This window comes from Streptomyces albicerus (genome assembly GCF_008905045.1).
Taxonomy (GTDB): domain Bacteria; phylum Actinomycetota; class Actinomycetes; order Streptomycetales; family Streptomycetaceae; genus Streptomyces; species Streptomyces albicerus.
In genome coordinates, this window is record NZ_VWMY01000034.1 from 87,945 (window position 1) to 107,607 (window position 19,663).

At 70.0% G+C, this 19,663-nt stretch carries 17 protein-coding genes and 1 pseudogene; 7 read left to right on the forward strand and 11 right to left on the reverse strand.

Features of this window, described 5'->3' with window-relative positions; translation table 11 throughout:
* Positions 1-10: 10 nt before the first annotated feature.
* From GAS53_RS29610 to aztD, 3 genes are all read left to right on the forward strand, one after another.
* Complete coding sequence (locus GAS53_RS29610) at positions 11-1,252, forward strand: hypothetical protein (RefSeq protein ID WP_151480784.1); 1,242 nt, start codon at positions 11-13, stop codon at positions 1,250-1,252.
* Positions 1,249-2,208, forward strand: a complete 960-nt coding sequence (aztC, locus tag GAS53_RS29615; protein WP_151480785.1) for a zinc ABC transporter substrate-binding protein AztC — start codon at positions 1,249-1,251, stop codon at positions 2,206-2,208. Before GAS53_RS29610 ends, aztC begins: the two co-directional genes overlap by 4 nt.
* 93 nt (positions 2,209-2,301) lie before the next feature.
* Entirely contained in the window at positions 2,302-3,504 is a 1,203-nt protein-coding gene (gene aztD / locus GAS53_RS29620; protein ID WP_151480786.1) for a zinc metallochaperone AztD, read from the forward strand.
* A 147-nt stretch (positions 3,505-3,651) separates the two neighbouring features.
* Here the strand turns inward: aztD and GAS53_RS58815 are convergent.
* From GAS53_RS58815 to GAS53_RS29630, 3 genes and pseudogenes are all read right to left on the reverse strand, one after another.
* Positions 3,652-3,813: pseudogene (locus GAS53_RS58815) on the reverse strand (YciI family protein); the annotation flags it as partial.
* A 93-nt stretch (positions 3,814-3,906) separates the two neighbouring features.
* Entirely contained in the window at positions 3,907-4,404 is a 498-nt protein-coding gene (locus GAS53_RS29625; RefSeq protein WP_151480820.1) for a pyridoxamine 5'-phosphate oxidase family protein, read from the reverse strand.
* Positions 4,405-4,760: 356 nt separating this feature from the next.
* Positions 4,761-5,477 (reverse strand): NAD(P)-dependent oxidoreductase, encoded by a 717-nt coding sequence (locus GAS53_RS29630; protein WP_151480787.1) that lies wholly within the window; start codon positions 5,475-5,477, stop codon positions 4,761-4,763.
* Between the two features lie 93 nt (positions 5,478-5,570).
* Here GAS53_RS29630 and GAS53_RS29635 point away from each other — a divergent pair, with 93 nt between their 5' ends.
* Positions 5,571-6,254: a TetR/AcrR family transcriptional regulator gene (locus GAS53_RS29635; RefSeq protein WP_151480788.1), complete on the forward strand. Its 684-nt coding sequence runs from the start codon at positions 5,571-5,573 to the stop codon at positions 6,252-6,254.
* Between the two features lie 68 nt (positions 6,255-6,322).
* On the forward strand, positions 6,323-6,469 hold the full coding sequence (locus GAS53_RS58450; protein ID WP_225859163.1) for a DUF6207 family protein: 147 nt from the start codon (positions 6,323-6,325) through the stop codon (positions 6,467-6,469).
* Between the two features lie 156 nt (positions 6,470-6,625).
* Here the strand turns inward: GAS53_RS58450 and GAS53_RS29640 are convergent, their stop codons facing one another.
* From GAS53_RS29640 to GAS53_RS57695, 4 genes are all read right to left on the reverse strand, one after another.
* Positions 6,626-9,154 carry a SpoIIE family protein phosphatase gene (locus GAS53_RS29640; protein ID WP_151480789.1) on the reverse strand — a complete coding sequence of 843 codons (2,529 nt, stop codon included), beginning with the start codon at positions 9,152-9,154 and terminating at the stop codon, positions 6,626-6,628.
* 208 nt (positions 9,155-9,362) lie between these two features.
* Positions 9,363-10,919 (reverse strand): type 1 periplasmic-binding domain-containing protein, encoded by a 1,557-nt coding sequence (locus GAS53_RS29645; protein ID WP_225859164.1) that lies wholly within the window; start codon positions 10,917-10,919, stop codon positions 9,363-9,365.
* A gap of 49 nt (positions 10,920-10,968) precedes the next feature.
* On the reverse strand, positions 10,969-12,900 hold the full coding sequence (locus GAS53_RS29650) for a hypothetical protein (protein ID WP_151480790.1): 1,932 nt from the start codon (positions 12,898-12,900) through the stop codon (positions 10,969-10,971).
* Positions 12,901-13,311: 411 nt separating this feature from the next.
* A complete protein-coding gene (locus tag GAS53_RS57695) occupies positions 13,312-13,443 on the reverse strand; it encodes a hypothetical protein (RefSeq protein WP_263974173.1) in 132 nt (43 codons plus the stop codon).
* Between the two features lie 232 nt (positions 13,444-13,675).
* On the opposite strand from GAS53_RS57695, the gene GAS53_RS29655 reads away from it, so the two are divergent.
* The gene (locus GAS53_RS29655) at positions 13,676-14,962 is read left to right on the forward strand and encodes a hypothetical protein (RefSeq protein WP_225859165.1); all 1,287 of its coding nucleotides are present in this window, start codon (positions 13,676-13,678) and stop codon (positions 14,960-14,962) included.
* A gap of 90 nt (positions 14,963-15,052) precedes the next feature.
* Here the strand turns inward: GAS53_RS29655 and GAS53_RS29660 are convergent, their stop codons facing one another.
* The 4 genes from GAS53_RS29660 to GAS53_RS29675 form a co-directional block, all read right to left on the reverse strand.
* Positions 15,053-15,859, reverse strand: a complete 807-nt coding sequence (locus tag GAS53_RS29660; protein WP_151480791.1) for a class I SAM-dependent methyltransferase — start codon at positions 15,857-15,859, stop codon at positions 15,053-15,055.
* Positions 15,856-17,424 carry a radical SAM protein gene (locus GAS53_RS29665; protein WP_151480792.1) on the reverse strand — a complete coding sequence of 523 codons (1,569 nt, stop codon included), beginning with the start codon at positions 17,422-17,424 and terminating at the stop codon, positions 15,856-15,858. Before GAS53_RS29665 ends, GAS53_RS29660 begins: the two co-directional genes overlap by 4 nt.
* Positions 17,425-17,691: 267 nt before the next feature.
* Complete coding sequence (locus GAS53_RS29670) at positions 17,692-18,159, reverse strand: MauE/DoxX family redox-associated membrane protein (RefSeq protein WP_192583340.1); 468 nt, start codon at positions 18,157-18,159, stop codon at positions 17,692-17,694.
* 147 nt (positions 18,160-18,306) lie between these two features.
* Positions 18,307-18,954, reverse strand: coding sequence for a peroxiredoxin-like family protein (locus GAS53_RS29675; RefSeq protein WP_151480793.1), 648 nt, complete (start codon positions 18,952-18,954; stop codon positions 18,307-18,309).
* 108 nt (positions 18,955-19,062) lie between these two features.
* Here GAS53_RS29675 and GAS53_RS29680 point away from each other — a divergent pair, with 108 nt between their 5' ends.
* Positions 19,063-19,662: a TetR/AcrR family transcriptional regulator gene (locus GAS53_RS29680; protein ID WP_151480794.1), complete on the forward strand. Its 600-nt coding sequence runs from the start codon at positions 19,063-19,065 to the stop codon at positions 19,660-19,662.
* Position 19,663 lies beyond the last annotated feature (1 nt).

The following is a 19,663-nucleotide window of genomic DNA, read 5'->3' on the forward strand; positions in this document are numbered from 1 at the left end:
GGCGATCCCCTTGCACGTCCGAAGCAACAGCACCCCTTGGGCGCCTGCCGCGCTCGTGGCCGTCTCCCTGCTCACCACGAGTTGCGCCGGTCAGAACGACGACGCGTCCGCTCCGAAGACCACCACATCGGCCTCCGCACCGCACGGGTACGTCGAAGGGGCACAGGAGAAGGCCGAGCAGCAGTCGCGGCTGCTGCTCAACGACCCGGGGACCGGCAACACCCAGGTGCTCGACCTGATCACAGGGAAGACGCACGAGGTGTCCCGGACGACGGGCACCACCGGACTCACCACGGACGGTCGGTTCGGCTACTTCCACACCTCAGGCGGCACGCACGTCCTCGACGGCGGCGCCTGGATGGTGGATCACGGCGACCACATCCACTACTACCGCGCGGCCATACGTGAGGTGGGCGAACTGCCCGGAGATTCCGGTGCGCGCGTCCGCAGCGACGCCGCGGTGACCGCGGTGACCGACGAGGACGGCCGGGCCAGTGTCTACCGCCGGGCCGAACTGGAGAAGGGCAAGGTCGGCTCGCCCCACGCGCTTCCCGGGACACACGCGGGAGTTGTCGTGCCGTACGCGGAGCACCTGCTCAGCCTCACAGACAGCGGGCAGGACGCCGCGCAGCTCGCGGTGTACGACCGCGAGGGCAAGCGCGTCGCGTCGCCGGACGCGGCGTGCGAGGACCCGCGGGGCGATGCCGTCACCCGGCGCGGAGTCGTCCTGGGCTGCACCGACGGTGCCCTGCTCGTCCGTGAGACCGACGGCGCGTTCACGGCCCAGAGGATCCCGTACGGCGAGGACGTACCCGCGAAGGAACGGGCCACGGTCTTCCGGCACCGGCCCGGCAGCGACACGCTCACGGCGGCGGCCGGTGACCGGGCCGTGTGGGTGCTGGACGTCACCGAGCGGACCTGGACACGGGTGAAGACCGGGCCCGTCGTTTCGGCCAACACCGCGGGTGAGGGCTCCGTCCTGATCGTCCTGGAGACCGACGGATCGCTCCACGGCTACGACATCACCACCGGCAAACAGGTCTCCAAGACGAAGCGGCTTCTGACGGGCGTCCCCAAGTCCGGCACCGAAGGCAACGCGGGACCGGTCATCGAGGTCGACCGCAGCCGCGCCTACCTCAACGACCCCCAAGGCAAACGCGTGTACGAGATCGACTACAACGACAACCTGCGCATCGCGCGCACCTTCGACCTGGACATCGAGCCGGCCCTGATGGTGGAGACCGGACGATGACGAGACAGACACGAGGGGCACGGCCGCTGCGCACCTTCCTGCCGGTCCTGCTCATCCTCGCCCTGGCCGGTGCCGGCAGCGGATGTACGAGCAGCGGCGAGCAGCCCCGGGTAGTCGTGACGACCAACATCCTGGGCGACATCACCCAGGAGATCGTCGGCGACGGGGCCGAAGTGACGGTCCTGATGAAGCCGAACGCCGACCCGCATTCCTTCGGTCTGTCGGCCGTGCAGGCCGCTGAGTTGGAGCGGGCCGACCTGGTGATCTTCAACGGGCTGGGTCTTGAGGAGAACGTACTGCGGCACGTGGAGGCTGCCCGCGAGGCAGGGGTGGCCACCTTCGAGGCCGGCAAGGCGGTGGACCCGCTCGCCTTCCAGGCTCACGACGACGGCGGACCCGAGGAGGAGGCCGGGCAGCCCGACCCGCACTTCTGGACCGACCCCGACCGCGTACGCAAGGCCGCCGGACTGATCGCCGACCAGGTGGTCGAGCACGTGGGCGGCGTCGACGAGACGGCCATCCGCGACAACGCCGACCGCTACGACGACCAACTCGCCGACCTCGCCACCTGGATGGAGAAGTCCTTCGACCGCATACCCGAACAGCGGCGCGCGTTGGTGACCAACCACCACGTCTTCGGCTACCTCGCCGAACGCTTCGACTTCCGGGTGGTGGGCGCGGTCATCCCGAGCGGTACGACGCTGGCCTCGCCCAGCTCCTCCGACCTGCGCTCACTCACCGAGGCGATGCGGAAGGCAGACGTACAAACCGTGTTCGCGGACTCCTCCCAGCCCAAGCGGCTGGCCGAGGTGCTGCGTACGGAGATGGGCGGACAAGTGCGCGTCGTCGAGCTCTACTCCGAATCGCTGACCGAGCAGGGCAAGGGCGCCGGCACCTACCTGCAGATGATGCGCGCCAACACCACCGCCATGACGGACGGCCTGACCGGCGCCTGAACCAGCGCGCCTGACGTGGACACCGGCCGACCGGCCGCTCAAGCACACCCGCACCCACTGCCGCGCCCGCGCGGCACAGAAAGGAACACACCGGTGAACAAGCCGATACGCACCAGAGCCATCACGGGCACGGCCCTTGCTCTGGCGGTCTCCGCTGTCCTGACCGCCTGCGGAGGAGAGGACAACTCCTCGTCGTTCGACTCGAAGGCCAAGGATGCGCCGAGTACCAAGGCCGTAGCGGTCAAGGACCCGCTGGTCGCCACGTTCGACGGCGGCCTGTACGTTCTGGACGGCGAGAGCCTGAAGGTGGCCGACACGATCGAGCTGCCCGGCTTCAACCGCCTCAACCCCGCCGGCGACGACTCCCACGTCATCGTCTCCACCGACTCCGGATTCCGCGTTCTGAGCGCCACCGAACAGACCTTCACCGGCATCGAGTACCAGGGCGCCAAGCCCGGCCACGTCGTACGGCACGCCGGCAAGACCGTGCTGTTCACCGACGGCACCGGAGAGGTCAACGTCTTCGACCCCGAAGACCTCTCGGGCGGCGAGAAGCCGCAGGGCCGCACCTACACCTCCGCCGAGCCGCACCACGGCGTCGCCATCGAACTGAGCAACGGCGAACTCCTCAGCACCCTCGGCACCGAGGAGAAGCGCACCGGTGCCCTTGTCCTGGACAAGAACAACAAGGAGATCAAGCGCAACGAGAAGTGCCCCGGAGTCCACGGCGAGGCCGCGGCCAAGGGCGAGGCCATCGGCATCGGCTGCGAGGACGGCATCCTGATCTACAAGGACGGCAAGTTCACCAAGGTCGACGCCCCCGACGACTACGGCCGCATCGGCAACCAGAGTGGCAGCGACGCGTCGCCCGTCCTCCTGGGCGACTACAAGACCGACCCGGAGGCCGAACTGGAGCGGCCGACCCGCATCTCCCTCATCAACACCGAGACCGGGAAACTGCGCCTCGTCGACCTGGGCACCAGCTACTCCTTCCGCTCACTCGGCCGCGGACCGAACGGCGAAGCACTCCTCCTGGGCACCAACGGCACCCTCCACGTCATCGACCCGGAAACGGGCAAGGTGGACAAGAAGATCCCCGTCGTGGACGCGTGGCAGGAGCCGCTGGACTGGCAGCAGCCCCGGCCCACCCTCTTCGTCCGCGACCACACCGCGTACGTCTCCGAGCCGGGCAAGCGCAAGCTGCACGCGATCGACATCGAATCGGGCAAGAAGGTCACGTCCGTGACCCTGCCGAAGAGCACGAACGAACTGTCCGGCGTCGTCGCCGGCCACTGATCGTCCGACCTCGGCGAGGCCGCTCCGCACCCGGGCCGACGGCCTACGACGGCCCGGGGTGTCGGCGCGCTGCGGCCTCGCCGAGGTTCGTTCGATGCGGGGCCGGCTTCGAGGGCCTGCCGGCCGGCGAAGCGGTCGTGTTGTGAGCGCCGGGACGGTGACCTGCATCGGCACGTCGTTGACCGCCGTCGGCGCGCCCCGGTAGTGCTTGAGAAGCAGGTACTTGGCCGTCTTGGTCTCCTTGATGCGATACGGCCCGTGGTGGCCGTGTTCACTGCGGGGACGGAGCCGGGCTCGAGTTCTCGACATCCCGCCGAGAATTTCTCTGTCGAATTTCAAAGACTCCACGCACTCCGCGGCGCAACGTGGGCGATCCGCCCAACGCGGGCGACCTGGCGGCGCTCAGGCGCGCTGCCGCTCGTCCCGCTGCCGGACCAGTTCCTCGACCGCGCTCGGCAGAGTCGTCTCGAAGTCGATCAGCTTCGCCCATGTCGGGGTCACGACGATCCGGACCATGCCGTCGTAGAGCGAACGCACTTCCGCCTCCCACTCGACCCGTTGCTCGGGCGTCATCTGGTAGGTGCTGTTCGCCTCGAGGTACTCGTCCGGGATGCCGTCGACGACGTCCAGTTCGGCGGATCCGCGGATGAGCAGGATCTTGGGCGGGTGCACCTCGGTGTCGATCGTCAGGGCAACTGCCGGGTTGTTGCGCAGGGCCGCGAGCTTCGGGGCGTTCTTCGAAGTGCACATGACGATCTCCGAGCCGTTCCAGACGAACGCGATCGGGACGTTGCGGGGTGTGCCGTCCTTGGCGACGTAGGCCAAGCGGGTCAGGTCGCGGGCCAGCAGTTCCTGGCTGATCGGTCGGTTCAGAACCTCGGTGATCTCGTTCGGTTGCACGGTCATTCCTCCCCTTGTCGTGATCTCGGTCCGCCCAGCGTCCCATCAGGTGTACGCGCCACTGCGGGGCGCCACACCGGCCTCCCGCAAGAGGATCCGCGTGCGGAACGCGAGGCGGATCGCTCCGCCCGGTCTCCTTGGCCACGGTCTCCGAACCTGAGCCCCCGGCGCAGGCTCGACTCCGGCTCTCCGCCTCCGACTTCGCGGTCCCGAGCCGCCGTGCGGAGCGAGGGCATCGCCGAGATGTTCATCCAACACGCGAGGGTGAAGGCCGAGATGGACGAGGACCACCGGAGTCCGGCCAACGGGTTCCCCGACCGGGTCAGCGTTCCGCCCAAGGAGCCTGTCCGGCCTGGCTAGGCGTGGTCGTGAGGGCTGACGGCGTGAGCGAGGGCGCTCGGGGTTCGGCAGCCGACGATCGCCGGGGCCTCCTGGACGAGCGTGTCGTCGGTGAGCGATTCCACCATGAACAGCGCGAAGTCCACCCGGCGCGTCAAGTTGCTGGCCAGCACCGGGTCGCCCACATGCCGGCTCCACACGGGCAGGCCCTGACTTTCGCCCTCCTCCAGGGTGCTGCCGCGCACCACGGTCCACCGGGTGTCGCTGGCGAACACCCGTCGGCACGCCTCCACCTGGTCGTCGAGCTCGACGGCACGGACGAGCTTGGCCAGCACGGCGGCGATCCGGACAGCCATGGTGAACATCCGCGAGTACGTGTCCTTGCCGTCGCGGGTGATGTGCCAGCCGCAGGAGAAGACCAGGCGCGCGTCCGGCCGTGCGTGGTCGAGCACCGCCTGCGCCGTGCCCGACGCATACTGCTGCACACCCCAGGGCACCAGCACCGTCAACACCCCGTCGCACCCGGCGACCGCCCGCCGGATCACCTCCGGGTCGTTCGTGGGTCCGGGGACGACGGTCATCCGGCCTTCGAACGCGGCCAGCTTCGGCACGCTGCGCTCCCGGCACACGCCGACCACCTCGTAGCCGCGTTCCAGTGCCTGCCCGACCATGTACTGCCCGAGCTTCCCCGAAGCCCCGACGATGCAGACCTTCTTCACACGATCCGTGCCCATGGCACTGCCCCTTCGCCGGTCTGCTCACCTTATGCTGTAAGGCAAGCTAGCCTTATACTGTAAGGCAGTCAAGGAGAGCGAAAGGAGGGGTGGATGCCCCAGGGAGGCAAGGACCGGCGCGGGGCGTCGGCGCGCACCCCGCTCAGTCGCGAGCGTGTGATTCGTACGGCCGTCGCGGTGGCGGACGAGAAGGGGTCGGCCGCGCTCACCATGCGGGCCATCGCCGAACCGCTGGGAGTCGAGGCGATGTCGCTCTATCACCACGTGGCCGGCAGGGAGGACATCCTCGACGGCATGGTCGACGCGGTGTTCGGCGAGATCGACCTGCCACCGTCCGACACGGACTGGAAAAGCGCCATGCGTCACCGCGCGGTCTCCGCCCGTGCCGCCCTCCGGCACCATCCGTGGGCCATCGGGCTCATGGACTCCCGCTCTCAGCCCGGCCCCGCGACCCTGCGCCACCACGACGCTGTCATCGGAGCGTTGCGCGCCGGAGGATTCTCCGTCCCGATGACCGCGCACGCCGTCTCGCTGATCGACAGCTACCTGTACGGCTTCGTGCTCCAGGAGCTGAGCCTGCCGTTCAGGGGCGCGGCGGAGCTGGACGAGGTCGCGGGCGCCATCCTGCGCGACATGCCCGCCGACGCCTACCCCCACCTCACCGAGCTGGCCACCGAGCACGTTCTCAAGCCCGGCTACGACTACACCGACGAGTTCGCCTTCGGCCTCACCCTCATGCTCGACGCCCTCCACCCGGACGAGACCGCGAGCGCCTAGGCGGTCCAGAAAGGTGGTGGCCAAGGACGCTGAAACGGCGTTCGCTGTCCAGGCCCGCGATCGCCCGTTTGCGGCCGGCCGCGACGGCCGAAGCAACCCGCCGGGACCCCGGCCGGCCCGGCGTCCGACTGCACCTGTACGCCGATCTGCGGCAGGGGCTTCCCCGGCCTGATCTCTCGTGCGAGAGGTCGGACCCGTCACCACGGGGGGAGTGACGGGCCCGGCCTGAGTACACGGTGCCATACGGAACCATGGCATGCGCGCACTCCGGTGAAGTCGCCGCGCCCCAGGGCGCGTTCGGGCGCGATGCCGACGGAGCAGCGATCGATGGGCCGCACCCGCGGTCCTGGCCGCTCGGTGCCCGCTGGTGTTCAGTCGGTGGGAGTCGTGGGCGGTGGGGCAGGCGTGTATTGGGTGAGGAGCAGCGCGATGTCGTCGGTGCGGTCCGCCGCGTGGCGGGCGCTGTGCAGGAGGGTGTCGGCGAGGTCGTCGAGGGAGTCGGCGGGGGTGTGGGCCAGTTGGGTGCGCAGCCGGTCGATGCCGACGGTGATGTCGGTGTCGCGGGTCTCGACCAGTCCGTCGGTGTAGAGGACGAGGAGGCAGCCGGGCGTCAGGGTCAGTCGGGTTTGCGGGTAGTGGGCGGGGCGCTCGATGCCCAGGAGCGGGCCGCCGGGCAGCTCCAGGATTTCGGTGTTCCCGTCGGGGTGGTGCAGCAGGGGCGGGCAGTGGCCGGCGCGGACTGCGTGCGCGACGCCTGTGGCGGGGTCGAGCAGGAGGTAGCAGCAGCTGGCGAGCTGGCCGGGGCCGAGGTCGAGGAGCAGGCGGTTGGTGCGGGCGATCACCTCGCCGGGCTCGTGGCCGGCGGTGGCGAAGGCGCGTACCGCGCTGCGCAGTTGGCCCATGGTGGCCGCGGCGGCGACGTTGTGGCCCTCGACGTCGCCGACGACCAGCGCGATGCCGTGGTCGGTGGGGATCGCGTCGTACCAGTCGCCGCCGATGTCCATCCCGCGGGTGGCGGGCAGGTACCGGCCGGCGATCCGGATGCCCGGCAGCGTGGGCAGTTCGTGCGGGAGCAGCGCGTGCTGCAGCCCGTGGGCGAGGGTGCTCTTGGCGTCATAGAGCCGGGCGCGTCCCAGTGCCTGGGCGATCAGGCCGCTCAGCGCGGTCAGCAGACTGCGTTCCTCGCCCGGGAAGGGGTGCGCCTCGTCGAAGCCGAGGACCAAGGCTCCCACGGGGCGGCCGGCGGCGATCAGCGGCAGGAACACCAGGGAGCTGGAGGCGGGCTCGAGCTCGGGGTAGGCGCGCGCGAAGTCTTCTGGGGTCTCGATGAACAGCGGGACCCCACCGGCCAGCGCCCCGGCGACGGGCCCCCAGGTGTGCTGCAGCGGCGTGCCCTCGAACCGGTCCAGGAAGCTCTCCCGGTAGCCGCGCTGGCACAGCAGACGCATGCGCCGCTCCCGCACCACGTAGATCGCCACACGGTGTCCGCCGAAGGCGGGCAGCAGCTGGTCGGCGACCACCTCGCACACCTCGCGCGCGGTGATGGCCTCGGTCAGCGCGCTGCTCAGCTCCAGGACCCGGTACAAGGCGCCCGGGCGTGGCGGCGCGGGCATCGCGGCGGCCGGGGCAGGCACGGCCACCTCCGGGTCAGATGCCGCGGGCTCGGCTCCGGCCGAGACTGGGTCCTGGGCGGGGGCCACCCACCCGGTCAGGCCCTGCGCGTCCGGGCGTAGAGAAAACATCAGCCACTGATCCGGGCCTCGGGCGAGGAAGGAGACGGGCTGCTGGGAGACCCGCGCGGCCCGGAAACGGTCCTCGAAGGCGGGATCGGCCAGACCCGGCAGCACCTCCCAGGGGCGGCGGCCCACGAGGTCGCCGCGCCGCACGTGGGCCAGCTGCACGAGGCGGTGGTTGGCGTAGGTGATCCGCCCCTCCCGGTCGAGCGCGAAGAACCCGTCCGCCAGCCGTTCCAGCGCCGCGACCGCGGCCATCCCGGTCCCCAGATCGAGGACCCCGCCCACCACGTGCGACCGCGCCTGCTGACCGTCGCCGGTGTCGGGGATCCGGCCCCACAGTTCGATGGTGCGGTGGCCGCCGCCGGTCTCCGGGATGCGCAGGCACTGGGCCAGGACATGGCCGTCGCGGATCGCGGCGCGGGCGGCGGCCCGGAAGGCGGGGCGGTCCGCCGGGTGCACCCGGGCCGCCAGCGTGGCCGCCCGCCCGTCGTACTCGTCCGGGGTCAGCCCGAAGGCCGAGCAGACCGTGGCATCCGCGGCGAGCGCCCCGGTGCCCACATCCCAGTCGAACAGGCCCACCCGCACCGCCGAGGCGGCCGGGATCGCGACCTCCACCGGTTCACGCCCCAGGTCGCCCGCCGCGTCGGCGCCGTGCGCACGCAGCCGGGCCAACGAGACGCCGAGGCGGCCGGCCGTGGTGCGCAGATGCCGCCGCTGCGCCTTGGACAGCCCCTGCCCACCCGGCCGGGCCGCCCACACCACCGCAATGACGCCCATGGTCTCCTGCCCCGCCGTGACCGGCGCGGAGGCCGACCCGAACGGGTAAGGCAACGCCGCCGCGAGCTGCGGAAACCGCCGGACGGTCTCCTCGGCGTCGGCCAGATGGACCGTCCGGCCGGTACGGAACGCCTCCGCCACGGGAATGGCACTGCTGGCCGGGATCCGCCGCCAGCCGCCGAGCAGCGAGGGCGGCATCCCCGCCGCCGCGGCCAACACCAGCGTGCTGCCGTCATCGGAGGCCAGGAACACGCTCCCGGCATGCGCCCCGGTCATCTCGACGGCCTTCAGCACCGCGTCGACCAGCGCGTCGTCACGCTCCGCCGCCCTTTCGGCGCTCGTCGTACCGAAGGGGTGCGCACCCAACCTGCTGCCGGTGGACGTCATACTGACCCCGATCACTGCACTGGTGGCGCGACATATGGATCTGAGGCGTCTGTCCAATTCTCGTACGGAATGGGCCGGGGTGAAACCCCAGCGGGCCTCCACCCAGCGGCGCGGAACGACACCATGGCCGCGCGTGGCCGCGAGGCTGAACCGCCAGAGCCCGGGCGCTGTCCGGCAGGTCCCCGCCGGTGCCGGCGGGGACCTGGGATCAGTCGGCGCTCGCTGTGCAGTCCTTCGCCGGTGGCTTGCCATTTCTGGGCCAGGCGTGGCCCACGAAGTCGACGGTCCTGGTCCGGGGGTCGAGCTGGACGACCGCCACGAGCTTGTCGTACGGGTTGCCGTGGTTGTCGAGACAGATCCAACCGCTGGCGCCCTCCACCTTGTTGACTCCGTGCAGCCGCAGCCAGGCGTTGCGCACCTGTTCCAGGCTGGGGATGCCCGAGCCGGTGCCGGAGTTGTTGCGGACAGCAGTGATCGCCGTCCACGCGGCGTCGTAGGTCGTGACGGTCCGCGAATCGGTGAGATCCACCCTGCCGATCGGGCCCACGGGCTTGCCTGCGGCCTCGTCGGCGAGCTCGCTGAGCGTGCGGTACGCCGACGCCGAGCCGCCGGTCGCAGGGGCGTGCGGGCCTGTCCAGGCGTCCGGGTGGGCGACGGAGGCGTACTGGACGGTCACGCCGCTTGTGAGTGCCTTCCAGTGGAGCTTGGTGTCGGAGGCGAGAGTGGAGGCCGCATAGCCGGTGACGACCCGGTACTTCTTCTGGACGCAGGGACGTGCCCCCAGTGCGTTGACGAACTGCCGCAGCTGGACGGGGCGACCGGCGAAGTAGACGGTGTCGGCCGGCGAGATACAGAGGGTGTTGACCATCTGGTGGAAGTCATTTGAGGTGTGGCCCTCCTGGCTGAAGTCCCTCGGAGAGCGGTACTGCTCCGGCGCGCGGGGGGCGTCCTTGGCCAACTCGTGGAAGGCGTTCTTGAGGCTGGTGGTGTAGATGTCGTCCTCGCGGGTGTCCTCAACGACCTGGGTGCGTTTCGGGTCGATGTCCTTGGTGAGAAACGACTGCAGCGCGGACGCCTGGTCCGTCGTGGTGGGCAGGACACGGACGAACCCCCGGTAGGCGTCCGGACGGTGTGCGCTGTTGCCGATGTCATCGGCTGTCACCGCGCCACCGACGACAGGAATGTGCTTGACGTTGGTCAGGTAGCCGATGGCCTTCTCGGTGCGGTCCACGCTGACGTTGAAGCCGACGACCGCCCGCAGATTCTCCAGCGAGGCGGTCCTACGGGCGAGTTGGTCGGAGACCTCCCTCCAGTGGCGGTGGTCGCGTCCGGGATTGGCGAGCAGCAGACGGATCTTGGGGGTCTGGTCGTTGGAGCGGTGGTTGGCGCGGTACTGGGCGAGATACATGCCCTGGACCTCGGTGAGAATCTTCCGGCGTTCGAAGGGCGCGTCGGCCGCCATCGGGATCATGATCGCGACGGAGACATGGCGCTGGTGGACGACACTGTCGTTCTCGACCTTGATCCGCGCGCTGACCTCGTCGAGGCCGTCGTCGAAGCTGTACGCGCCGTCGGTCACGCCAACACACTCCGAGTCGTCCTCGTGTCGGCTGATGCCCTCTGCGCAGCTCAGGTCGGGCTGGAGCGCGTCATGCAGCCTCCAGCCGCCCGTCGCGAGCACCGCCGCCACGACCGCGAGGGCCACTGCTCTCGTGGGCGGGGTCATCGCTGCGATCAGGTATGTGATGCGCTGCTTCATTCTCATCAGCCACGCCCCTCCGGCACCCGCAGGTGGGGCGCACGTACGTGATTTCTCAGCTGCTCGGGCCAGTCCTGCGAGGCGAGGCGGTACGGGGTGTCCTCCTCGGACCGCATGGCCCGGTGCAGGTTCTCCAGGTCCGCGCCGATCGACCTGAGTTACTTGTCGGGCGGCTCGCAGCACAGAGGAGCCGACAGTTTCCACACGTTCTCGACCAGCTGTCTGATCGAGCAGTGCACGTCGTCGGGTCTGCCGTCACCGGGGCAGGCCGGGCATGGTGCCGGGCCGTGTCCGGCCAAGGCGCGAGTTCCTCGCGCAGCCTCGGGGCGGAGCAGAGCAGGTTGACGGAGGCGAGCCACTGCTCTGGCGGCGTGTCCGCGAAGCGGCGGTGCATCGCCTGTGCCACGGGCTTGAGACGGCCCAGCGCGAGGGTGTGGAGGAGATAGCCGTCGGTGTGCCCGGGCGCGTACTCCTCCAGATGGTTCGGGTTGTGGCTGCCCCGAAGGTTGAGGTGGATGTCTGACCAGCGCGGGTCGTCTGCCAGCAGGTTCAGGAGCAGGTCCCGCAGGGCCGGGTCGCCCGTGAGCTGTGCCGCGGCCAGATGGTCCACGGCCTGCTCCATCTCTGCCGCGGCGTCGTCCGGGTGGAAGACGCCCCACAGCCGCGTGGCTGCCGCCCGGTCACCGGCCGCCGCCCAGAACATCAGCCGGTCGTGCAGGTGCGGATCCGGCAACAGGCCTGCCAGCAGCCGCGGCGCGGCGGCGTCGAGCAGGCTTCTGCCGTCGGCGTGCTCGCCGCTGCTTCGCCTCAGCCGCACGGCCTCGTCGGCGAGGACGACGGCGCTGCCGGTGCGCCCGCCGCTGAAGCGCCTGATGAGGACAGGCAGGGTCTTCGGATAGTCCGGTGCCACGTTGAGCATGCACTGCACATCCGAGCCCGTGACCTCCGGGATACCCAGTCGCACCCGAGGCCCCTGCAGCGGCAGCTGCCGGGCGTAGTCACGCAGAGAAGCGTGGTCTGGGCCGCGGCCCAGACAGGCGGCGATGACCGCCGGCCGCTCCGTGCCACCGGCGCCCGCGCCGTACGCGGAGCACAGCAGCTCCCAGAAGCGTTTCCCGGACGCCGCGTGGACGTTGTCGAACAGCAACAGCGGCCGGGGCGCGTTGCACCACGTCTTCACGGGGTCGTAGTGCTGAGCGATGTCATCGAGAAAGGCGGCGATCAGCCGGCCCTCGGCCTCCTGCCGACTGGCTCCGTCCCGCCTGAAGTCCCACACGGAGTCCAACAGCCGTTGCAGTCCGTTCCCGCGAAAGGACGACAGATGATCTCTCCACCAGCGGAGAGCCCCCCTGTCGGGGCGCGTGAGCAGCTCGTCACGCGCGGTCTGCAGCGTTCCCGCGATGATGGCGTCGATCCCCGGGAGGCCGGGCGAGAGGGCTCCCAGATTGCTGATCACCGCGTCGATCCACTGGCGCACCAGGTTGCGCAACCGCCTCGGGTCGGGGTGGTCCTGGGAGATCTGCTGCCGCAGCTTCTCCTGCGCCTGCCACAGCTCCGGCGGACTGAGACCGTCGCCGTCCGGGCGCCAGGCGGTCACGACAAGGAGACCCAGGTGGAGCCGCGGGAACTTCACCGCCCGTTGGAACCTACCGGCCTTCAGGCCCAGCTTGTGGGAGAGCAGATACAGCAGGTTGCTCACCGGCGAGGCGTTCGGCGTCTCCTGCGCGTGGACACCTTCAGCAAGGCCCGGCTCCCCGTATCTGCTGTCCGCGAAGTCGGCCCGGGCCACAGGAGCCAGATCCTTGTACGACTCGAAGAGCGCATCGAGCAGGGCGCTCTTGCCGGTGTCCCGCCCCCCGATCACTTCCACCGCCGGGTTGCCCTCGCGGCAGGCGACGGCACGGACATCGCCGTTGCGCTCGCGGCCGACCAACTCCGGTACGAGACCGTCGAGCAGGGCATCGAGGCCGTACAGACGCCGCTCCATGAGAATCCCCCACATTCACTGCCGTCGGACAGCAGCCGGCGTTGATCACTTTTCCGTCGATCAACTGCCTTCGCGCGGACGGAACTTACTCGAAGCCCTCCGCGCCGAGAGTCGTTCCGGGAGAGAGCCCCCCGATGGTGGCAACCCGCCCTAGCCTCCGGGCATCGTCGCCTTGACGCCGCGGGTGCGCGCGGTTGACGGGACCCTGGGGTTGTCGCTGCTGCCAGGCAATGCGGAATGGTGCCGGGTCCGCGGCGTGGACGACTGCGGCGAGATTGCCGAGGCTCATCGCCTACGCCGACCGGACGAGCGGCAAGCGCAGGTACCCGGAGGCCGTCGCCGGCCTGATGCGCGCGGCGTTGGCCATGCTCGGCGCCCGACGGCCGCTCATCCGGCGCGTGATCGCCGTCGTCAGATCGACTCGTCCGGGGGCTCGTCGGCGGGGAGGGGCAACGCCACGATCCGGTCCACGTCGGTCTTCTTCACGCCGAACATCCGCAGCACGTTCCGCACGGCCTGGTCCGCCCAAGAGCGCAGCAGCATGTCGACCGGCATCTTCACCTGGGCCGAGGCCGAATCCCGCGGCGTAATCGCCGGCACCGACGCCATGACCGAACTCACCTCGTCGGCACCGCCCCAATGAGCCACAACTCGCAACTAATTATTCCGGCCTGTTGACGAAAAAATCTGGTCGTGCTCATGCTGTGTCAGCGTCACAACGCGCCCATCCCCTGGCGTGGTGCCGGGAGCAAGATCTACGAGAATGGAGGACTACATGTTGGAGCCGGGAGAACCGACCGGCGAACGTCCGCCTGACCACCGGGATCCCACCCGTCGGCGACTCTTCGGCCTCGCCGGTGGTGCAGCCCTGCTGCTCACGGGGTACGGCACGGTCCAGGCCGTCGGCTCCGACGGCAGCGGTGCCGGAAGCAGCGACGGCGGCGGTTCCAGCGGCAGCAGCGGGGACGAGCCGCATACCGCCGCACCGCAGGACGTGCTGGGCGCGAACTTCAACGAGGAGCCGCGCGGCATGACCACCGCGGTGCTGGACGACCTGCGCACGCGGTGGGTGCGCGGCTTCGTGGCGATGCCGCAGCTGGACTCGGTGGCGGCCCCCGAACAGCCGGCGATCAAGTCGCTGCTGTCGTTCGCTGCCGCCGGCTACTGCACCGTGCTGTCGCTGAAGTTCCCCTACCAGGACAAGCCCCTGCCGCAGCCGGGCACCAGCGCCATGGACGCCGAACTGGCACGCGTCGACAAGGCGTTGGCTGCCGTGCTCGGCAAGGTCGACATCCTGACCATCGGCAACGAGCCGTTCCTGGAGACCCGCGCGGAGGACCGCGCCAGTCGCCTGAACCCCTTCTACAAGGCCGTGACCGCTCACGTGATCGCCGAGCGCACCAGGCGCTGCGGAAGCGACTGCCGTACCCGCCTGTACATGGGCGCCCTCAACCGCCTGGAGAAACCGGACTGGCGCACCCCGGCCGTCGAGGGCTGGCTGGCCCACGTCAAGGACACCCCCGAGCTGGACGGCGTCGACCTCCATCCGCATGTCGCCGCCATCGAGCATGCCAAGGCGTACACGGACTACGCGCTGCCCCGCATCCGCACCGACCAACGCTTCCTGGCCACCGAGTTCTCGCTGGTGCACTGGTGGAAGGAGCACTGGACCGACCCGATCCCCGGCGCCTACGCCGACCGCTACGGGGTACCGGCCGGCACCCCGTTCTGGGAGGAGGTGCGCAAGGCGGCCGCGACCCCCTTCGCGCAGGCGCGCTGGCGCGACCTGCTGCTGAACAGCACCTGGTTCGCCTCTCGCCAGGACTACCTGACCAACCAGGTCAGGCAATTCCGCGACACGGGCCGCCTGGCGGTGGCCACGTACGGCACGCTCCAGCAGCCCGCCATGATCCGCGACCTCGACCCGGACAAGATGCCGTGGCTGCTCAACAGCCTCTACGCCAACCTCGTGGCCCAGCGCTCCTCCGACGGCTCACTGGCCCACAATCCAGCCTTCTACGACGACTTCCGCGCCCTCCAGGTCGCTGCCAGAGCGTCCTGAACAATGCGGAGCTCCATGAACCCCAACCCGCCGAGGCTGGGTGAGGAGTACGAACCTATGGCGGCCGCTCGCCGGTGGCACTTCACTGCGTCATGCGGCGTCACGAGGACGGTCGGTTCTTTCCGCGATCAGCAAGGCATAGCCCAGGACTCCGTCGGCCACAGCGTCCCGGGCCGCGCGAAAGACGGCTGGGGCCGCGGTCAGGTCGACGCCGGCTGCGGTGAGGCGGGCCGGGGCGGTCAGGCGCAGCAGGTTCAGCCGCGCCTCGATCTGGTCGATCATGCGGCTCATGGCTTGATCGTGGCGTTCGGTACGGACGACACGTAGTCCTGCGCCGTTCAGGATGTCGGCGTACTCGGCGAGCGGGCGGGCATCCGCGATGCAGGCGATCCGGGCGCCGAGCGTGGAGAGCTCGGGCGGCAGTCGGTCCGGGACAGCGGTGACGTCGGTGATGCCGATCCGGCCGCCCGGGCGCAGGACGCGGGCGAACTCGGCGGCGGCCCGTGCCTTGTCGGGGAAGGTGCACAGGGCGCACTCACAGACCACCGCGTCGAACGTCGAGGCAGGACAGGGCAGTTGTTCCGCGTCGCCGGTGACGAACATGGCTCGCTCCGCCAGCCCCGCCGCCTGCGCCGCTCCTTGGGCGAGGGCGGTGTTGGCGGCGGAGTAGTCCACGCCGTCCACCCGCACCCCGTAGGCGTCGGCGAGCAGGAGGGCCGTGGTGCCCCGGCCGGAGGCCACATCCAGGACCCGGCCGTCCTTTGCCAGATGGAGGTGGTCGGCGAGGCGGCGGGTCAGGGCGGTGCCGCCGGGGTGGTAGGAGGCGCCGAGCAGCAGGGCGACGACATCGTTCGCGTAGGCGTCGGCACAGCAGGCCTTGATCTCGTCTGCGTTCATGACGGGTACTCCTGCGCCTCGGTGCGCGCGGTTTTCGAGCCGTACGGTGTCGTGGTGAGCCGGTCCGCGAGCGGCAGGGCGTTCGGCACCACGTCCTCGACGGGCACGCCCGACATCTGGGCCCGTACCTGCTCGCGATAGCCGACCGAGTTGTACGCGCAGAACGGGATGAGGCGCCCGTCGGGGGTGATCTCCTCGACGCAGCACTTCATCAGCTGTTTGACGTTGAGGGTGTAGGGGTCCTGGAAGTCCTGGACCACGATCATGAATGCCTTGTCGCCCAGGTCCTTCACCGCGCTGGGCAGGTCGATGCCGCAGGCGTCGGCGCAGTCCAGGGCTTCGGCGGTGGCACGCAGCTGCTCCTCGGTCGTCTCCGTGCCCATGAACGCGGAGGCCGACCACAGCTTCTCCAGCGCCTCGCGGATCCCGTCGTCGGGCATGACACGGTTCGTGACGTAGTCGAGGTAGTCCTCGACCTGGAGCAGCCGGGGGATGGGGACGACGGTGCGGTGGCCCGGCTCGCCGTCCACCAGCAGGTAGGTGATGGAGCGGCAGGTCGGGAAGCAGCAGGGGACCGGGAAGAAGTCGCCTTTCTGGAACCAGCCGGGCCGCTGCTCATTGATCAGCTTGATCACGTCGGGGTTGGTGAGCCGGTTCAGCGGGTCGAAGGGAACGTGGCGGCCGGAGTGGGTGACGGGCTGGAAGGCCACCGAGCGGACGGCCGAGTGGTCGATGCCGTACTCGATGATCGCGCCCAACTCGTGTTCGTTGAGGCCGCGTTCGACGGCGGCGACGAGGGTGGCGCTCAGTCCGGCCGCGGCGCAGTTGTCGAGGGCCCGCTGCTTGAACGTACGCAGGTCCCGGCCGCGGATCTCCAGGTGGGTGCGCTCGTCGAAGCCGTCGAACTGCAGATAGACGTTCACGGACTTGCCGGGGACCTGGTTGCGTTTGCCCAGTTCGGCGACGAAGTTGGTGTCGGTGGCCAGGCGGATGCCGTTGGTGTTGAGGGTGACGTTCTTGATCGGGCGGCGCTGGGCGAGGTCGATGAAGTCCAGGATGTGTTTGTGGATGGTGGGCTCGCCGCCGGAGAACATCACCACCTCCGCCTCGCCCTCGGATGCGATGAAGGCGTCCAGCATGCGCTCGCACTGTTCGTGGGTGATGGAGTAGCCGTCGCTGTGGTGGCCGGAGTCGGCGAAGCAGATCGGGCAGTCCAGGTTGCACCCGGTGTTGACTTCGATGATGCCCAGGCAGGCATGCTGCTTGTGCTCCGGGCAGAGCCCGCAGTCGCTGGGGCAGCCGTCCTTCACCTCGGTCTGGAAGACCAGCGGGATCGTGCCGGGCTTGTTGAACCGTGCCGAGGACAGGTACTCCTCGGCATCCCCGTACACCAGGGCCTCGAACTCGCCGTGCTCGCGGCAGCGTTTACGCAGATAGACCTTGCTCTCGCGGATGTTGACCTGGGCGTCGACGGGCGTCTTGCACAACGGGCAGATGGACTTGGTGAACTCCACGAACACCTCGTCCCGGTCCACCTTGCGCCGGGGCGCGGGGGCCTGGGGCATCAGGGACTCCTCAGTCGGTCGAGCCGGGCTGTGCGGCACCTCGGCCGTGGACGCCGGCGCCCCGCGGGGCATCTCCACGTCCACGCCCGTACCAGTCCGATCGTCGCAGCCGACGGCGAGGCGCGCGGTTCGGATGGGCGGCAGTCCTCCAGACCAGTGCCCCGGCAACGACGGGCACGGCAGCCCGGCGCACCACATCGCCTTCACCGGCCCGGCCCGGCGACCCGAGCCGTCCACCCGCTGCGGAGTGTTCCCGCACTGCCGACGTCACACGGCCTCCTCGTCGTGGGGCCCGTCCTGGTCGGGGGCGCCGCCCGCCGTCACGGGCGCGGCCGGAGCTCGGCGAGCCGCGCGCAGCAGCAGCCAGGCGTAGAGCAGCAGGAGTGCGTCCTGGACGAGCACGAACCAGCTCAGGCGCTGGGACAGGTAGATCCCGAAGCAGCCGCAGTTGGTGACGGTGAGGCCGCGTGCGTATGCCTGTACGGCCAGCAGTACCCACACCACCGCGACCGCGGTGAACACCCACACCGGCACCATCGCCCGCGACCGTGGCCGGGCCAGGAACCAGGCCCCGCTCACCAGCTCACCCGCGATCAGTGCCACGGCGAGCGCGGTCGCGCCCGCCCCGGAGACCAGCCCGTACGCGGCCAGGATCCCGGGCATCTCCCGCAAGGACGCCAGCTGCCCCGCCGCCATCGCGACGAACAGCGCGCCCAGCACGACCCGCAGCACCATGCTCCGCACGCTATGCCCGTGGCGGGGCCGGGAACCGTAAGCGCGCTCACCGAAAACGCGCTCACGGAGCGGGACCAGACCCGAGGCCCGAGACCCGAAGCCCGAGGCCCGAGGCCCGAGGCCCGAGGCCCGAGCTGATCGTCCGGTTCAGTCCAGGGCGTCGAGGGCGGCGAGGATGTCGGCAGGCTCGGCGCGCTTGGTGTAGTCGGTGTCGACGAAGACCCAGCGGATGGTGCCGTCGCGGTCGATGACGAACGTGGCGGGCAGCGGCAGGGTGCGCGGGTGGCCGGCGTTGACGCGCTGGAGGTCGAAGCCGAGCTTGTCGTATACGGCGGCCAGGTCCTCGGGGAGGTCGAAGGCGAGACCGTATTGCTTGGCGGTGTCGGAGCCGATGTCGCTCAGCACGTCGAAGGTCAGTTCGTGCTTCTCGGACAGCGACAGGGACTCGTCCGGGATCTGCGGGGAGAGGGCCACCAGCCGGGCGCCGCGGACGGTGATGTCGTGGTGGTGCTGCTGCAGGGCCCGCAGGGCGATGTTGCAGTACGGGCACCAGGCGCCGCGGTAGAACGTCAGCACCACCGGCCCGTCGGCGAGCAACCCCTCCAGGGTGACGGTGCGCCCGGTAGCCGACGGCAGACTGAAGCGGGGAGCCCGGGCGCCCACGGTCAGGGCGCGGTCGGCCTGTCCGGACTCGGCGAGGTCCCGGCCGGCCCGGTTCATGATCTCCCGTATCTCGGCCGGGATCTGCTGCCGGCGGGTCTCGTAGAAGGCGCGCAGTTCGGCGTTGAGGGTCATCGGGGTGTTCCTCCTGGGTCGCGACTCATCTCATCTCGGAACGACCGTTCCAAGATAGCGGGAGCGAGGGTATCTTGGAACTCCCATTTCAAGTTGGCGGAGTGAGGCATGCCGGACATCAAGCACTTCGATCCGGACACGGCCCTGGAGACGGTGGTCCGGCTGTTCTGGCGGCAGGGCGCCACATCGACCGGAATCCAGGACGTCGTCACGGCGACGGGGCTCAACCGCTCCAGCCTGTACGCCACCTTCGGCGGAAAGCAGGACCTCTACCGCGCCGCGCTGCGCCGCTACGTCGAGCGCCATTCCCAGCCGGCGTTCCGCCGCCTCGCGGCCGACGAGCGGGGCCTGCCCGCCCTCACCGACTTCTTCGCCGCACTGATCGAGGCGCGGTGCACGGGAGAGTACGCGCGGTGGGGCTGCATGGTCGCCAACGCGCACACCGGTGCCGAGAGCAGCGACCCGGAGATCCGTTCGTTGCTCGACCAGCATCACCAGCAGCTCCGGGACGCCATGCACACGGCACTCGTCACCGCCGAGGCCCACGGGCAGGTGGGCCCGGATACCGACCTCGGCGCCGCGGCCGATCTGCTGGCCCTGCTCGCGTACGGAGTGAATCTGCGCTCCCGGGCCGGGGCCGACGCGCGGACGCTGAGCAGGTCGGTGACCGCGGCGCTCTCCTCGATCGGCGGCCGGGCGGCGCCCTGAC

Excerpts from the sequence above, each read along its gene's own strand:
- aztC (WP_151480785.1), top strand. The coding sequence starts at position 1,249 with ATGACGAGACAGACACGAGGGGCACGGCCGCTGCGCACCTTCCTGCCG.
- GAS53_RS29630 (WP_151480787.1), bottom strand. The coding sequence starts at position 5,477 with ATGGGCACGGATCGTGTGAAGAAGGTCTGCATCGTCGGGGCTTCGGGG.
- GAS53_RS29635 (WP_151480788.1), top strand. The coding sequence starts at position 5,571 with ATGCCCCAGGGAGGCAAGGACCGGCGCGGGGCGTCGGCGCGCACCCCG.
- GAS53_RS29640 (WP_151480789.1), bottom strand. The coding sequence starts at position 9,154 with ATGACGTCCACCGGCAGCAGGTTGGGTGCGCACCCCTTCGGTACGACG.
- GAS53_RS29645 (WP_225859164.1), bottom strand. The coding sequence starts at position 10,919 with ATGAGAATGAAGCAGCGCATCACATACCTGATCGCAGCGATGACCCCG.
- GAS53_RS29650 (WP_151480790.1), bottom strand. The coding sequence starts at position 12,900 with ATGGAGCGGCGTCTGTACGGCCTCGATGCCCTGCTCGACGGTCTCGTA.
- GAS53_RS57695 (WP_263974173.1), bottom strand. The coding sequence starts at position 13,443 with ATGCTGCTGCGCTCTTGGGCGGACCAGGCCGTGCGGAACGTGCTGCGG.
- GAS53_RS29655 (WP_225859165.1), top strand. The coding sequence starts at position 13,676 with ATGTTGGAGCCGGGAGAACCGACCGGCGAACGTCCGCCTGACCACCGG.
- GAS53_RS29660 (WP_151480791.1), bottom strand. The coding sequence starts at position 15,859 with ATGAACGCAGACGAGATCAAGGCCTGCTGTGCCGACGCCTACGCGAAC.
- GAS53_RS29665 (WP_151480792.1), bottom strand. The coding sequence starts at position 17,424 with ATGCCCCAGGCCCCCGCGCCCCGGCGCAAGGTGGACCGGGACGAGGTG.
- GAS53_RS29670 (WP_192583340.1), bottom strand. The coding sequence starts at position 18,159 with ATGGTGCTGCGGGTCGTGCTGGGCGCGCTGTTCGTCGCGATGGCGGCG.
- GAS53_RS29675 (WP_151480793.1), bottom strand. The coding sequence starts at position 18,954 with ATGACCCTCAACGCCGAACTGCGCGCCTTCTACGAGACCCGCCGGCAG.
- GAS53_RS29680 (WP_151480794.1), top strand. The coding sequence starts at position 19,063 with ATGCCGGACATCAAGCACTTCGATCCGGACACGGCCCTGGAGACGGTG.